This window comes from Granulicella sp. L46, from assembly GCF_009765785.1.
Classification (GTDB): Bacteria; Acidobacteriota; Terriglobia; order Terriglobales; family Acidobacteriaceae; genus Granulicella.
This window is the reverse complement of sequence record NZ_LMUT01000003.1, coordinates 677,222-691,306: the sequence shown is the minus strand read 5'-3', so window position 1 is coordinate 691,306 and position 14,085 is coordinate 677,222. Positions and strand designations below refer to the sequence as shown.

The 14,085-nt window shown below is 60.6% G+C and carries 12 protein-coding genes; 7 read left to right on the top strand and 5 right to left on the bottom strand.

Annotated elements, in window-relative coordinates:
- Window positions 1-122 precede the first annotated feature (122 nt).
- The 3 genes from GSQ80_RS03800 (at window position 123) to tsaE (ending at window position 3,628) form a co-directional block, all read left to right on the top strand.
- Window positions 123-1,397: a penicillin-binding transpeptidase domain-containing protein gene (locus GSQ80_RS03800; RefSeq protein WP_158786154.1), complete on the top strand. Its 1,275-nt coding sequence runs from the start codon at window positions 123-125 to the stop codon at window positions 1,395-1,397.
- 102 nt (window positions 1,398-1,499) lie between these two features.
- Window positions 1,500-3,188, top strand: a complete 1,689-nt coding sequence (locus GSQ80_RS03795) for an NAD(P)H-hydrate dehydratase (protein WP_158786153.1) — start codon at window positions 1,500-1,502, stop codon at window positions 3,186-3,188.
- On the top strand, window positions 3,185-3,628 hold the full coding sequence (gene tsaE / locus GSQ80_RS03790; RefSeq protein ID WP_158786152.1) for a tRNA (adenosine(37)-N6)-threonylcarbamoyltransferase complex ATPase subunit type 1 TsaE: 444 nt from the start codon (window positions 3,185-3,187) through the stop codon (window positions 3,626-3,628). Before GSQ80_RS03795 ends, tsaE begins: the two co-directional genes overlap by 4 nt.
- Window positions 3,629-4,244: 616 nt before the next feature.
- Here the strand turns inward: tsaE and GSQ80_RS03785 are convergent.
- Entirely contained in the window at window positions 4,245-4,970 is a 726-nt protein-coding gene (locus tag GSQ80_RS03785; protein ID WP_158786151.1) for a class I SAM-dependent methyltransferase, read from the bottom strand.
- Window positions 4,971-5,066: 96 nt separating this feature from the next.
- The gene (locus tag GSQ80_RS03780; protein WP_158786150.1) at window positions 5,067-5,396 is read right to left on the bottom strand and encodes a DUF59 domain-containing protein; all 330 of its coding nucleotides are present in this window, start codon (window positions 5,394-5,396) and stop codon (window positions 5,067-5,069) included.
- 213 nt (window positions 5,397-5,609) lie between these two features.
- On the opposite strand from GSQ80_RS03780, the gene GSQ80_RS03775 reads away from it, so the two are divergent.
- The 3 genes from GSQ80_RS03775 to GSQ80_RS03765 all read left to right on the top strand — a co-directional run bounded on the left by GSQ80_RS03775 (window position 5,610) and on the right by GSQ80_RS03765 (window position 8,147).
- Window positions 5,610-7,130, top strand: a complete 1,521-nt coding sequence (locus GSQ80_RS03775) for a helicase HerA-like C-terminal domain-containing protein (RefSeq protein WP_158786149.1) — start codon at window positions 5,610-5,612, stop codon at window positions 7,128-7,130.
- 136 nt (window positions 7,131-7,266) lie between these two features.
- Window positions 7,267-7,830 carry an RNA polymerase sigma factor gene (locus GSQ80_RS03770; RefSeq protein ID WP_158786148.1) on the top strand — a complete coding sequence of 188 codons (564 nt, stop codon included), beginning with the start codon at window positions 7,267-7,269 and terminating at the stop codon, window positions 7,828-7,830.
- Window positions 7,827-8,147: a hypothetical protein gene (locus tag GSQ80_RS03765; protein WP_158786147.1), complete on the top strand. Its 321-nt coding sequence runs from the start codon at window positions 7,827-7,829 to the stop codon at window positions 8,145-8,147. The genes GSQ80_RS03770 and GSQ80_RS03765 overlap by 4 nt, the downstream gene beginning before the upstream one ends.
- A 57-nt stretch (window positions 8,148-8,204) precedes the next feature.
- Here GSQ80_RS03765 and GSQ80_RS03760 read toward each other — a convergent pair whose 3' ends face one another.
- Window positions 8,205-9,935 (bottom strand): M20/M25/M40 family metallo-hydrolase, encoded by a 1,731-nt coding sequence (locus GSQ80_RS03760; protein WP_158786146.1) that lies wholly within the window; start codon window positions 9,933-9,935, stop codon window positions 8,205-8,207.
- A 407-nt stretch (window positions 9,936-10,342) separates the two neighbouring features.
- Between GSQ80_RS03760 and GSQ80_RS03755 the strand changes: the two genes are divergently transcribed.
- On the top strand, window positions 10,343-10,726 hold the full coding sequence (locus GSQ80_RS03755) for a nuclear transport factor 2 family protein (RefSeq protein WP_158786145.1): 384 nt from the start codon (window positions 10,343-10,345) through the stop codon (window positions 10,724-10,726).
- 1 nt (window position 10,727) lies between these two features.
- On the opposite strand, the gene GSQ80_RS03750 is transcribed toward GSQ80_RS03755, so the two are convergent.
- Both GSQ80_RS03750 and GSQ80_RS03745 read right to left on the bottom strand, forming a co-directional pair.
- Window positions 10,728-12,473 (bottom strand): hypothetical protein, encoded by a 1,746-nt coding sequence (locus GSQ80_RS03750; RefSeq protein ID WP_158786144.1) that lies wholly within the window; start codon window positions 12,471-12,473, stop codon window positions 10,728-10,730.
- Between the two features lie 11 nt (window positions 12,474-12,484).
- Complete coding sequence (locus GSQ80_RS03745; RefSeq protein WP_158786143.1) at window positions 12,485-13,837, bottom strand: NAD(P)/FAD-dependent oxidoreductase; 1,353 nt, start codon at window positions 13,835-13,837, stop codon at window positions 12,485-12,487.
- Between the last annotated feature and the right edge of the window lie 248 nt (window positions 13,838-14,085).

Sequence of the window (14,085 nt, the reverse complement as noted above, 5' to 3'; positions counted from 1 at the left end):
GGTGTGGCCGAGGAGAGGTAGAAGGGTGCGGTAGTCTCGTTTGGCGTGTTTGTAGGGACGGACAGAACAGCTGCAAGGCACGAATGTAGTAGATAGTTGAATTTTCGCAGAGAAGAGACGAGATGGGACGCAGGATATCAGGGCTGGCGATGGTGTTGTTCATGCTTGCAGGCGTGCTGAGCGCGCATGCGACGATTACGCCGGCTCGACATAGACATAGGATGATCGCGGCCTCTACATCCCATCGCATGGTGGCGCATAGCGTTCGGCGGACGCGGGCGGCCGCAGCGTATGGACATGCAGAGGTTGTGCATGTTGCAGGGCGCGTGTCGGCTCATGGGCACGCGGCGATGGTGCGCGTGAGTGCCAGGCGGGGGCGGATTCGCTACTATGGAGAACGGTTTACGGCGAGCAGCTTCACCGATGTGAATGCTTTGACTGCGAACGATGTGAGCGCGGGAGAGGATCCGGTGGTGCGGGCGGCGGCGGTTGAAGCGCTGGGCAACATGAATGGGACGGTGCTTGCCATCGATCCTTCGGACGGGCGCATCCTGGCGATGGTCAACCAGAAGCTGGCGCTGAGCGCGGGCGCGGAGCCTTGCTCGACGATTAAGGTAGCCGTAGCGTTGGCGGCGTTGAAAGAGGGTTTGGTCAAGTCTGATACGCCGGTGAATTTGGGCGGTCACTATGCGGTGGATCTGACGCATGCGCTTGCGCGGTCGATCAATCTGTACTTCGAGGTGCTGGGACGCTCGATGGGCTTTGAGCGCGTGAAGCACTATGCGAACGAGTTTGGTTTGGGTGAGCTGGCGGGATATAACATTCCGGGCGAGCACCTGGGGGTGTATCCCGATACGGAGCTGCCGGCGGCCAGTGGCGGGGTGGGACGGATGTGTTCGTTCGGCGAGAGTATCAGCATGACTCCGCTGCAACTGGGTGCGCTGGTGAGCGCGATTGCGAATGGTGGCACGCTGTATTACTTGCAGCATCCGACGACTCAGGTTGAGGTTGCGAACTTCCAGCCCCAGGTGAAACGGCTGCTGGACATCAAGGATGTGATCCCGCAGATTCTGCCCGGCATGCAGGGCGCAGTGGATTTTTCGAATGGCACGGCACGTTCTTTGCGAACGAACTTTGTGCAGTTTCCAGTGTTTGGGAAGACAGGTACCTGCTCGGATAACGGGACGCGGTTTGGATGGTTTGTCAGCTATGGCGATGCGCCGACCGGACGGATTGTTACGGTGATCTTCCTGGAAGGTGGCAGGGACACCTTTGGACCGAAGGCAGCTGAGTTGACGGGACAGTTCTATCGCGCGATGTCTGATCGGAACTACTTTTTGCAGTCGAAGCCCGAGACCACGGCTATGTTGGGAAGCGGCGGTGTGGCGCAGAAGTAGGGTGGGTACTCTGGTCGACGCTTGCATCGTTATTCTGTGAGGGCGAGTGCATCGTCATGCGGCCGAATTGGTTGCGTTTATTGTATGAGGCAGTGATTCGCGATGAAGATCCTGACAGCAGAAGAGATGGGTGGGGCGGACCGGCGCTCGGTCGAGGCCGGCGTGCCGGTGGGTACGCTGATGCAGCATGCGGGCGAGGCGGTGGCGCGGTTTTGCCTGCGGCGATTTTGGGGGGACGGGCTGGTGGTGGTGCTCGCTGGCAAGGGAAATAATGGCGGCGATGGAATGGTTGCGGCGCTGCGACTGGCGGAGGCTGGGCGGCAGGTGCGGGTGGTGTTGTTGGGGAAGGCGAGTGAACTGAAGGGCGAGGCCGCGCGGGCTTGGGAGTCGATAACCCACCTTAGCGACGATGAAGCCGTCGCGAAGATGGGGCACCCGGCTAATGTTGCCGAAAGGGGGCACCCGATTTCCGTGGAGGTGCGCGAGATTGAGGACGAGGCGGGGTTGCGGGAGACGCTTGAGGGTGCGGCGCTGGTGATTGATGCGGTGGTGGGGACGGGGTTCAAGCCGCCGCTACGCGGGCTTGCGGCGACGGCGCAGAAAATGTTGGCGGAGAGTGACGTGCCGGTGGTGGCGGTTGATTTGCCGAGTGGGTGGGATGCGGATTCGATGGAGGAGAAGGCTGAGGGAGCGTTTCGCGCGGATGCTGTGGTGACGTTCACGGCTCCTAAGCTGGCTCATGTGTTTGGACATCTGACGGCTGCGACGTTTGGGCCGGTGGTGGTGGCGGAGATTGGGACGCCGGCGGGGGCGATTGAGTCGGCGAGCGGGCTGACGTGGGGTGGGAGCTCGAAGGTGATTGCGGAAGCGGCGCGGGCGATCAATGGGAACAAGGGCAGGTTGGGACATGTGCTGCTGGTGGGAGGAGCGTTTGGGAAGGCGGGCGCGCCGTCGATGGCGAGCCTGGCTGCTCTGCGCGCCGGCGCCGGCTTGGTGACGGCTGCGGTGCCGCGGGAGATTCTGCCGATCGTGGCCGCGGTTGCGCCGGAGTTGATGCTAACGCCGCTGGCGACGGAGGGGTCGGGCGGACTTGAGATGGAGGCGCTGGACGAAGCGTCGTTAGCTACGCTGCTGAAGGGGATTTCGGTGGTGGGGATTGGCCCGGGATTGGGGCAGGAAGGGTCTACTCCGGAATGGGTGCGGACGTTTGTGCAGCGCGTGACACTGCCAATGGTGATTGATGCGGATGCGCTGAATGCGTTGGCGGGGAGAATGTCGCTGCTGAAGAATGCGGTGGATGCCGCGGGCAGGCCGCGGACGATTGTGCTGACGCCGCATCCGGGAGAGATGGCGAGGTTGGCGGAGATGAGTGTGAAGGAGGTTGAGGCGGATCGCGTGGGGCTGGCGCGGCGATTCGCGGCTGAGAATGGCGTGACACTGGTCTTGAAGGGTTGGCGGACGCTGGTGGCGCATCCGGATGGACGGGTTGCGGTAAATACTACGGGGAATCCGTCGATGGCGAAGGGTGGAAGCGGAGATATTTTGACTGGGATCGTGAGCGCGATGCTGGCGCAATATCCTGATAATGTGGCTGCCGCGGTGGAGGCGGCGGTGTTTCTGCATGGGCTGGCCGGGGACTTTGCTTGCCTGGCGCAGGATGAACATACAGTGTTGGCCACGGATACGGTGGGGCATCTGTGGGAGGCGTTTCGGGCGCGGGTAAAAGATTCGGATGGGCTGACGTGGATTGCGGGGACGGCGGCGAACGGAATTGAGGTAGCGGGGCGATGAAGGTGTGGACGCGGGAAAAGCGGTTGCGGACGCGCAGTGAGAATGGAACGCTGGCGTTAGGGGAGTTGCTCACGGAGTTGCTGCCGGCGCCGAAGCTGGTGGTGTTGCGCGGGGATCTGGGGATGGGGAAGACGACGCTGGTGCGGGGGATGGCGGCGGCGCTTGGCGCTGATTCGATGGGGGTTACGAGTCCTACGTTTACGCTGGTGCACGAGTACAAGGGGCGGAAGACTCGACTGATTCATCTGGACTTGTACCGGTTGGAGGAGGAGCGGGAGATTGAGGGGATTGGATTGTGGGAGATGGCCGAGGCGCAGGATGCGCTCGTGATGGTGGAGTGGGGCGATCGGTTTGCGAGCGTGATGGAGCGGGCTGATGCGGAGATTTCGATTGGGCAGGGCGAGGAGGAAAACGAACGACTGCTACGGGTTCAATGGTAGGGATGGAGTGAAAACAGAAAAGGCCGCGAATGGATCGCGGCCTTTGTTTTGTTGCGGTTGAATTTAGAAGCGTGCGTGCCAGTCAGCGTTCGTACGATCGCGAATAGCGATGAAGCTGGGAACGAAGATGGTGGAAGCGGAAGCGAGTGCTACGAGAGCGAGGTACATAGTGTTTCTCCTTTGGCGCGCGCGACCGGGCATGCCGGGATTGCGGCGCTCTAATAAAGCGTTTGGTATCAGTGAATGTCGTCCGTGTGGGCGGTTTGAGATCTTGACTCAGCCGTCGCGTTCGCGGGGATAAAGTTGTGGCTTTGGCGGTCCCAGGAGCTCACCGGGAACATTCAGCCGCCGGTCGCTCGCTCAGTTTGAGGGAGGGCATCCGGGTATTGTGCACACAACCTGTTACGTATAAGACTTGCGATTGGTTCCGTTGGACTCAATCTTTTATCGCTCGTCTTGGCCGTTATTCGCACGCTACCCGTAATTTGTTGGGAAAAGCGGGGCGAATCAGGTCTGAGTTGTAGTACGGGAGTGGAGTGGGGTTAGTTCCGTGACGGGATGATGAATTCGAATTCCTTGCGATTTTCGGTTTTGGTTTTTGCGATTTCGGCTGTGTCTAAGGTGTTTTTCGGCCTTTAAAGCGGTAAATGGCGCAGAGTTCGTCGCCTGTGGAGCCGTATTCCTTTTGTTGGGCGATGGCGGCTAGGTCGGCGGCGTGGTCGGCGGGGGACATGGGGATTAGGCCGGTCCAGAGGCGGGTGAAGGCGGGGTGACGGTCGAGGTAGGAGTCGTGCTCGGCGTTGACGTAGAGGAGGTCGAACGGCTTTGGATTGTTAGAGATAGACGTTTCTACATGGCGGAGGAAGCGGCGCAGGAGGGGGAGTTCGAAGGGGTGGAAGAGGAAGGCGAGGGTGGGTTCGGAGGGGAAGGGATGGGTGGTGGCGTCGGAGTGATGGAGGGTCAGGGGGGAGAGGGCGTTGGCTTGTAAGTCATTGTGCCATTGCGAGATGTTGACATTAGCGATGCTTGCTAGGTCGGCATTGAGCTCTACGCCTTCTACGCGAAGGAAGGGGAACTGGGAGGCGAGGAGCATGGCGCGGCCTTTACCGGCGCCGATGTCGAGGAAGACGGTGCGGTCGATGGGCTGAGGGCTGGTGCGCTGGAGCCAGATGTCTAACAAACCATGGAGGATAGAGGGAGCTACGCCGTAGTAGGCAGTGAGCTCAGAGACTTGCGCGTCGGTACCTTCGGCGATGACATAGCCGGGAATGAGGCCGGAGGTGTCGGTGCCGTGGAGTTGGTCGAAGGGGTGGATGGCGGGTTCGGACTTGTGTCTTGGCATGGATATTGAGGGGGAATCGGGTGCGTTTGGTGTCGACTTAGCCCGGTTTCGGGTTACGCAGCGACTGCTTTAGCCTAGTTTCGGGTAGCGCGGATTTTAGAGGATGGGGAAAAGTGCGGGGAGGAGGTTGATCTCGACGCGGGAGATGGAGGGGACGCCGAGCAGGCGATTTTCGACCTGGGCGGAGAGTTGGGTGGCGGCTGTCTCGTCGGTTGAGGGAGCGTGGAGGGTGATGTGGGCGATGAAGCGCGGGGGGAGGCCGGGGACGTTGGCGCCGGGGGCGTCGGGGTCGGGAGTTAGGGTGGCGGAACGGACGAGGCCGGCGGCGACGATGTTGGGGCCGGTGGGGGTGTAGCAGTCGCGGAGTAGGTGGAGGAGGTCGGCTTCGGTCATGAGGGTTGGCGCGCGGAAGATCGTCCTTCTCACTGTATCGTTACGGGCGGAGGATGGGAGTGGGAGTGAGTCGAAGGACGCATCGTCGATGCACTTCTGGTCTATGCGGGTTCTACTGAAGCCTCGTCCTAGCTTCAGCACCGCTGCGTCTTGCGCTAGCAACTTCAGCGGGCTGTTGTTTTGTTATGCGGTTTTGAGTGGAATGTGTAGGCTTGAATCTCTGCAGATTTATGGAGGAGGCCGCTGATGGTCGAGATGCCAATGATCGCGAAGGGCGCGGATGAGTTGTATCTGCTGGCGGGGATGTCGAATCGTCATGGGTTGGTGGCGGGAGCGACGGGTACGGGGAAGACCGTGACGCTGCAGGTGATGGCGGAGGCGCTGAGTTCGATTGGGGTGCCGGTGTTTGCCGCGGATGTGAAGGGGGATCTCTCGGGAATCAGTCAGCCGGGGAAGAGCTCGCCGAAGTTTGATGAACGCGTGAAGATGCTGGGGCTGGGCGAGGTGAAGTTTGCCGGATGCCCGGTGGTGTTCTGGGATGTGTTTGGGAAGCAGGGGCATCCTGTACGGGCGACGGTGAGCGAGATGGGGCCGCTGCTGCTGAGCCGGATTCTGAACTTGAACGATACGCAGTCGGGCGTGTTGACGCTGGTGTTCAAGATTGCTGACGACAGTGGTTTGTTGCTGCTGGATATGAAAGACCTGCAGGCGATGTTGCAGCATGTGGGCTCTTGCGCGAAGGAGTACCAGACGCAGTATGGAAATATTTCAGCGGCGAGCATTGGCGCGATTCAGCGAGGGCTGGTGACGCTGGAGCAACAGGGAGGGGATTTATTTTTTGGTGAGCCGGCGCTCAACATCGAAGATTTGTTGCAGGTGGATGGCAACGGGCAGGGTGTGGTGAACCTGCTGGCTGCGGACCGGTTGATGCAGTCCCCGCAGTTGTATGCGACGTTTCTGCTGTGGCTGATGAGTGAGTTGTTCGAGAAGCTGCCGGAGGTGGGTGATCAGCAAAAGCCCAAGCTGGTGTTCTTCTTTGATGAGGCGCATCTGCTGTTCAAGGACCTTCCTTCGGTGTTGCAGAACAGGATTGAGCAGGTGGTGCGGCTGATTCGTTCGAAGGGTGTTGGGGTTTTCTTTGTGACGCAGAATCCTGTTGATGTGCCGGACACGGTTCTGGGGCAGTTGGGGAATCGAGTGCAACATGCGCTGCGGGCGTTTTCACCGAAGGACCAGAAGGCGGTGAAGGCTGCGGCACAGACGTTCCGTGCGAATCCGAAGGTGAATGTGGAAGAGACGATTACGCAGATGGGTGTGGGCGAGGCGCTGGTGTCGTTTCTGGATGAGAAGGGAATTCCGGCGATGGTGGAGCGGGCGATGGTGTGTCCGCCGCATAGCCAGATTGGGCCGATTACGCCGGAGCAGAGAGAGGCGCTGATCAAGAGCTCGGTTGTGGCTGGGGTGTATGAGACGGTGGTGGATCGCGAGTCGGCGTACGAAAAGTTGAAGGGGAAGGTGGATGCTTCGGGGACGGCTGCGCCTGTTGCGGCGGATGGAACTGCGGGGAGCGGCGGCGCGGGATGGGTGAGCGGCGCGGGGAATATGTTGAGCGGTGTGCTGAATGCGGGGAGAGGGACGAGCGGGCGCGGCGATTCGCTGATGGAGTCGATGGCAAAGAGCGCTGCGCGGACGATGGGAAGTACGGTGGGGCGGCAGATTATTCGCGGGGTGCTGGGTTCGTTGCTGGGTGGAAGTTCGAAGCGTTAGAAGGCTTCTGTTGGTTAGGTATGCTATCGGGTTTGCGTTTGAAGCTTTCCCTTGCTGGTGGGGAACGTGCGGGTACGCCTGGATAATTATTTATCGTTGAACCGAACTTTCTGGGATCGCAAGGCCTCTCTCTAGCATGCACACCGGAATGGAAGCGAAGGAGCTCGCGACGTCCGACTCAACGCTGCTGGTGCTGTTGGCGCAGAGCGGCGACCGGGGTGCGCTGGAAGAACTTCTGCGCGAGGCGTATGCGCCGCTGCGGCGGTACATCACGTATCTCGCCGGGACCGCGCTCGCTGAGGATATTTTGCAGGAGACTTCGCTGCAGATATTTCGCAAGCTGCCGCATTTGCGCGAGCCTGCGGTGTTTCGGGCATGGACGTTTCGGATTGCTTCACGGATTGCGTTCTCGCATATGAAGAGCGCGCGGCGGTGGCAACCGCTGGAGGACGCGCCGGCGGAACAACTGACTACGTTTGATGATCGTCTTGGGGAGCCGCCTGACGAGGGGTTTTTGAGGTTGGTCGAGAACGTGTCGCCGGCTAGTCGGGCGGTGTTGCTGCTGCGGTATCAGCAGGATTTGTCGCTGGAAGAAGCTGCCGCCATTCTTGAAATTCCTGTGGGCACCGCGAAGTCGCGGCTGCATTACGGAGTGACTATGCTTCGCAAATATTTAACTGATGAAAGGAAACCAGCATGAGCCCTGAATCTACTAATCCTGAAAACGCCGGCGGAGAGCGCGCGTTTGTGCAACAAGCTTTGGCGGACGCTGACCGGTCGGAGCGCACGTCGCGGATTGTTGTTGGCGTGCTTGCGATACTTGTTGTCGTTGTCTTTGTGTGGATGCACATGCACATGTTCCCGCCTGAGAACCTGGGGGAACTGCTGCACTCGATACTGCGCGTGGATCTGTTCTTCCTGGTGCTCGCGTTTGCGCTGACGATGTATCTGCGGCAGGTGATGAATAAGAACACGCGCACGATTTTGCGGGCGCTTGCGAATACTCGGCAGCGGTGAGCGAAAAACGAAGGCGGGCCGATTGGGCTGCCTTCGTTTCGCGTGCTGAGGTGAGGGCTAGTGGGATTTCTCGCTGGCGATGCGAGCGGGCGCAAATTCATCGCCCTTGTTCCACTCGACGGTGTGGGGAGCGTTGAGGACTTGCCAGCCGAGGTCGATGCCGAAGCGGGCTAGCTTGGCGTCGCCGGTGAAGTCCCAGGTGGGGTCAAAGTTGTCGGAGAAGTTGTGGTAGTGGTTGTCGTTGAAATCCTTCTCCTTGGCTACGCCCCAGGCGCGATCGTGGCCTTCGTAGAGGGTTCCGGAGTCGACGGAAAAGGCTGGGATGCCTACGCGCGAGAGGCTGAAGTGGTCGCTGCGGTAGTAGCTGCCGGCTTCGGGGCGGGGGTCGGGGACGATGGTTAGGCCGAAGCGTTTTGCGGTTGCTTCGACGCGCGGATAGAAGGTGGTGCGCTGGGCTCCGTTGACGTTGATTTCTTGTTGGACGCCGATGGGGAGGAGCATGTCGAAGTTGATGTCGAGGGAGATTTGGGACGCGGGGATGGGTGGGTGTTGGCCTAGGTATTCGGAGCCTAGGAGGCCTTGCTCTTCGGCGGTGACGGCGGCGAAGATTACGGAGTGGGGCGGGTGGATGCCGGATTGGGCCCAGGCGCGCGCCATCTCGAGGAGCATCGCTACGCCGGTGCCGTTGTCGGCTGCGCCGTTGTAGATGTTGTCGCCGGGCATGTTGGGGACAAAGCCCAGGTGGTCGTAGTGGGCGGTGTAGAGGACGGCCTGATCTAGGCCGGGTTTGCAACCGTTCCTACCGTCCCTGCCCCCGCACGACTCACCGGGGAGGATGGCTACGACGTTGGGGCTTTGGAAGGGGCGGACGGTGCTGGTTACGGTGGCCTTGAGGTGTACGGGGAGTTCGATGGCGTGGAAGCCGGGCTTGCCGGCGGCTGCGAATTCTTTGTCGAGGTCGAGGTTGCTTAGGGCGAAGAGCTTGCGGGCTACGTCTAGCTGGATCCAGCTGGCGGCTTGCAGGCGGGGGTTGGCGTCGTCGCGGAGGAAAGTTTTTTCGCCGGAGTTGGAGTTGTGGACTACGTTCCAGCTGTAGCTTGCGAGGTCGGTGCGGTGGATGATGAGGGCGCCTACTGCGCCTTTGCGCGCGGCTTGTTCGAATTTGTAGGTCCAGCGGCCGTAGTAGGTGAGGGCTTTGCCGGCGAAGAATTTGGGGTCGTCGGAGGGTGGGTCGCCGACGATGCAGAGGATGACTTTGCCTTTGACGTCTACGCCGGCGTAGTCGTCCCAGTTGTACTCGGGTGCGGTGGCGCCGTAGCCGACGAAGACGATGGGGGCGTCGAGGGTGGTGGTGGGGGTGAGGGTTTGGTTGGAGACTACGAAGTCGTCGCCGAATTTTAGGAGGACGGGTTGGCCGGTGGTCGGCTTCAGGGTGAAGGTAGTCTGGTCGGGGACTACTTTCATGCCGACGAAGTTTACTTGCTGGAGGTAGGTGCCGTTGTCGCCGGCGGGGGCGAGGCCGTAGAGGGCGAACTGGGTCGCGATGTATTGGGCGGCGAGCTGGCCGCCGCGGAGGCCGGGGTAGCGGCCTTCGAAGAGGTCGTCGGAGATGAATTGATCCTGGGTGCGGATGTTTTGTGCGCTGACGGAAGCCTCCACTGCCGCGATGGTGCTGGGCGCTACGTTGGGTGCGCTTTGAGCGAGGATTGGTGTGGCGTACGCGCTTGCGAGGATCGACAGGAGGACTGCTGCTGTCGACGTGATGTGCTTGCTGTGCTTCTTCGTCATCCCTCCTTTATAAAGCCGGCGTCGCTGGGCGTCTATTTGGTTGACCTTCGCTACTCGAGGATTTTTAGGTACAGCGGCAAAAGAAGAGGGAGATCCACGGAGGGAATGACAGAAAGAAAGGCAGGGCGAAGGGCAAGAGCCAATACAGGGGTCTCTCCGCTACGCGCTGCGCGCTTCGGTCGAGATGACGAGGTTAGTGGTTGGAGAAGCAGATTCCTTCGCTGCGCTGCGGAATGACAGCCGAAAAACAAGGACAAGGGCAGAAGCAGATTCCCAGAGGGAATGACAGAAAGAAAAGCAACGGCAGGTGCTTCCGTGGGGGCGCAAAGTGGGTGCTAGGCGGTTGCGAGAACGTGCGTTAGCGGAGCGGACTAGGATGTAGTTCGAATCATGACGGGAGGGATGTAATGGGCGACGAACAAATACGGAAAGCGTTGGATGCGCATTGGCGGGCTTCGGCGGATGGCGAGGCCGATGCGGAACATGATATTTACGCCGAGGATTCGATCTGCGATTATCCGCAGTCGGGCGAGCGGATTTTGGGGAGAAAGAATTTGCAGGCGTTGCGGAGTCATCATCCGGGGAAGCCTTCGGGGTTTCAGGTCCGGCGAATTGTTGGGGGAGATGATCTGTGGGTTACGGAATACACGATTGTCTACCAGGGGAAGCCGGCATTCACCGTTAGCATCATGGAGTTTCGCGATGGAAAGGTGGTGCACGAGACGCAGTATTTTGCGGATCCTTTTGAGGCGCCCGCTTGGCGGAAGCAGTGGGTCGAGCAGAAGGTGTGAATCAGAAGTTGAAGACGGGGCCTAGTTGAAGGACGAAGTTGCCGCGGTTGATGAATTGTTCTTTCGAGAGCCAACTGAAGAAGGGGGGCGCGCCGGTGCCGGGGTCATCCACCTTGTTGGTACGGTAGCGGACGATGGCGTCTTCGAGGCCTACGCGGAAGGCGATGCGTTTGTTCACGCGGTAGTCCAGGGCGAGCTGCCAGTCCCAGGCGAAGTGATGGATGGAGCCTAGGGGCGGCTCGTTTGGGGTGCCGTTGGCGTCGGTGACGCCAGGGTAGGGGAGGCCCTCCGCGTTGCCGCCGGTCGTTGCGATGCGCGGAGGTGAGGTGAGAACGGAATACAGTACGGGGCTGCGCAGGTAGGCCTGGCTGTATTGGACCATGCCGGGGCGCATGGCGAAGTGGAGGGCGTAGTAGTGCCATTGCTTGCTGGCGCTGAGGCCGAAGAAGGCGGCGAGCATGTTGCCGCCGGCGCGGTCGCTGGGCAGGGGGCTGGCGTTGGGGTGGTAGCTGACGGCGGTGTCGAAGCCAAGCCAGCCGCGGATTTTGAGAGTGGTCTGGAGGCCGCCGCCGATGGTGGTCTCGCGGCAGTTGAAGCAGGTGGAAGTGTTCGAGGCGATGCTGACGCTATTCCAGAAGGGCGCGAGTTGGACGTCGGGAAGTGCACGGTACTCGGCGACTTCTTTGGAGGGGAACCAGTAGACGCGATTGGGCTCCTGGATGGGCGCCTCGTAGTCGCGATACCAGGGGACCTTCCAGCGCAACATGTTGGCGAAGGAGCGCGAAGGGCTGAGGCCGCTGCGGACGACGAGAGGCCAGAAGCGGTCGGGGTGACGCAGGACCATTGGCTTGGTGACGTAGCGATCGATGAGGTCTTCGGCGGTGACCCACACCATGCCTACGGTGGGGGTGATGATGAAGTCAACCCAACCAGTGTTGTTGGTGTACTTGGTGTTTGGATGGCAGATGCCAATTGGGAAGTCGAAGGACTGGTAGAGGCAGTTTGTGGGGTAGGTGAAGCCGCCCTCGTTGCCAACGCCGGCCTCGCCTGCGGGGCTGATCTCGGAGTGTGTGCTGTAGACGACTGACCAGAGGAAACCTTTGAAGCGGGACTTGCCATACCCGGGGTCGCCCCATTGCAGACGGCGGTCGGTGGGGCTGTTCTGGATCTCGATGTACGTGGCGATCGCGCCCTGCATGGGATGGCCAACATAGTTGACGATGAAGGCGTCGCCGTCATTCCACCGGCGCATGTTGAACTGTTTCATGGAGGCAAGCCAATCGTGCCAGTAGGGGCGGTGGGCGAGGATGTCGCGCATGACGGGATCGCTGGAGACGCGAAAGCCATTTTCGACGACGTTGAACTCGACGCTCTGCCAGATGAGGCCGCGCCATTGGTAGTGTTTGAGGTAGTCGGGATCGGGCTTGGCGTCGGGATCGAAGGTGGATTGCTTCCACCAGCGTGGCGGGCCGGACTGATTGGGCACCTGCGACGATTCATCGTCGGGGTTGGGAGCGAAGTTCTCCCGCGGCAACGGCGGCGGGTTGTCGGCCTCGGCGACGGTGGTGGGTTGTACGCCGGGAGCGTCGGGTAGATTGGGCGTGGCCGTGACGGGAGCGGGCTCCTGGGAATACGCGGAGGCGCAGTGGCTGAATGCCAAAACGAGCAGGCAGACTAATTGGCAGAACAGCACACGTCGAGCCGGAGTGCTGAGGTTGCGCAAACGTACGCAAATTTTAGAGGACACCCCGACCTCCTTTAGCCCGTTGCGCGGCCCTCGAGAATTTGTTCTGCGGCGCGAAGTCCGCTGCGAATCGCGGCATGGACTGTTCCCCAGTTGCCGGTGATGTCGGTATGCTCGCCAGCGAAGAAAATTGTGTCGGCTTCAGGCTGGGTCATCGCCGCGGAGGCATCGACGGCGCCGACCGGGGCGTAGCTGTAGGCGCCTTGCGCGAAGGGGTCGGCGGACCAATCGTGCGAGTAGGTCGCGATGAGGTTTTGGCGAAAAATTTTCTCGTCGACTGCAAATATTTGCGCAAGCGCGGCGCACGCGTCGGATGCTAGTTCGTCGGGCGTTTTTCCATGCAGCGCTGAGGCACGCGGGCCACCTGCCCATCCTGTTAGGGCAGGGAGGGTGTTGGGGTCGGGGTGGGATGTCCACCACACAGGCGGGATGTGATTTAAGGCAAACAAGAAGCTCATACTATCCACGGTCTGCTGATCGATCAACTGTGTTAATTGCCAGTATGGGTTACGAAAAATCATGGTGAAGCGCGAGGCGTGGCCCATCGCGAGACGACGTGCCTGAGAGATCGCGGCGGGTTCGGGGGTGATTGAAATTCCGCCCGGCCGGTTGACCTTGTGCAGGACGCCGAGCGGGAAGGTCACGATGCATTGCGGCGCGTTAAGTTCTCCGTGGGTTGTTACGACGGCAACGTTGCGTGGGTTCCAATGGATGCCGAGGACTTCGCAGTTGAGGCGGATTTCGCTGCCTAGATCTTTGAGGCGGGCGGCGAGATAGTCGGGTAGCTGCGCGTATCCGCCGGGCAGCTGCCAGGAGCGATCTCCCTCGGTGGCGTCCTCGGCCTTTTGCTGCACGCCTAACGAGTGGACGCTGATGCGTTGCGCGTCCGCAGCGTTGAATCCTTCGACATAGGCTGTGAGCGCGGGGCGTAGTTCGTTGGCGACATTGCTGGCGGCAAGCCAGTCGGCGAAGGGCTTGTCTTCGCCTGTGAAATCTTCAAGCTGCTCGAGTGGTTCAAACATCGTGTTGTCTTGTGGGTCATCTGCGACGAGCGTGCCGGGCTGGAGTTCGCGGAGCATTGAGCCGTGGCGCTCGACTGTTTTGACGCCGACTTCGTCGATGAGTGCCCAGAGCTCGGGCGCGCGTCCATGGATGAACTCGGCGCCGAGCTCGACGGTTCCACCGCCTTCGACTTTCTGCGACAGGATTCTTCCACCGACGCGTTGTTTTGCTTCGAGGACGCAGACGCGCATGCCGCGTTCGGCGAGGGTGCGCGCGGCGGTAAGGCCGGCTATGCCGGCACCCAGGATGAGTACATCGATGTCGTTTGGCAACTTGAATCCCGCCCTTCGGTCATGTTCTGACATACGGAACGAGCTCATGTGTCAGCCGTCTGAGACGATCGAAACGCCAGGATCGTCGGCGCACGCCCCGAGAGTCGCTGCGGGGATGAGACATGCGATGCAATGGAGAGGGCAGAGTTGTAAGCGGATGGGAATTTTTGGTGGCCGCTGCTTGATCAGCTCGGCGTGAGTAGTATGTAGGGGTGTCGGATAAAACGTTTTCTGTGCTGTGAGAATCCGGCGTCGTGAGCGACTGATTGGCGGGAGGAAAT

Coding starts and splice junctions, on each gene's coding strand:
- GSQ80_RS03800 (WP_158786154.1), top strand. CDS start 123: ATGGGACGCAGGATATCAGGGCTGGCGATGGTGTTGTTCATGCTTGCA.
- GSQ80_RS03795 (WP_158786153.1), top strand. CDS start 1,500: ATGAAGATCCTGACAGCAGAAGAGATGGGTGGGGCGGACCGGCGCTCG.
- tsaE (WP_158786152.1), top strand. CDS start 3,185: ATGAAGGTGTGGACGCGGGAAAAGCGGTTGCGGACGCGCAGTGAGAAT.
- GSQ80_RS03785 (WP_158786151.1), bottom strand. CDS start 4,970: ATGCCAAGACACAAGTCCGAACCCGCCATCCACCCCTTCGACCAACTC.
- GSQ80_RS03775 (WP_158786149.1), top strand. CDS start 5,610: ATGGTCGAGATGCCAATGATCGCGAAGGGCGCGGATGAGTTGTATCTG.
- GSQ80_RS03770 (WP_158786148.1), top strand. CDS start 7,267: ATGCACACCGGAATGGAAGCGAAGGAGCTCGCGACGTCCGACTCAACG.
- GSQ80_RS03765 (WP_158786147.1), top strand. CDS start 7,827: ATGAGCCCTGAATCTACTAATCCTGAAAACGCCGGCGGAGAGCGCGCG.
- GSQ80_RS03760 (WP_158786146.1), bottom strand. CDS start 9,935: ATGACGAAGAAGCACAGCAAGCACATCACGTCGACAGCAGCAGTCCTC.
- GSQ80_RS03755 (WP_158786145.1), top strand. CDS start 10,343: ATGGGCGACGAACAAATACGGAAAGCGTTGGATGCGCATTGGCGGGCT.
- GSQ80_RS03745 (WP_158786143.1), bottom strand. CDS start 13,837: ATGTCAGAACATGACCGAAGGGCGGGATTCAAGTTGCCAAACGACATC.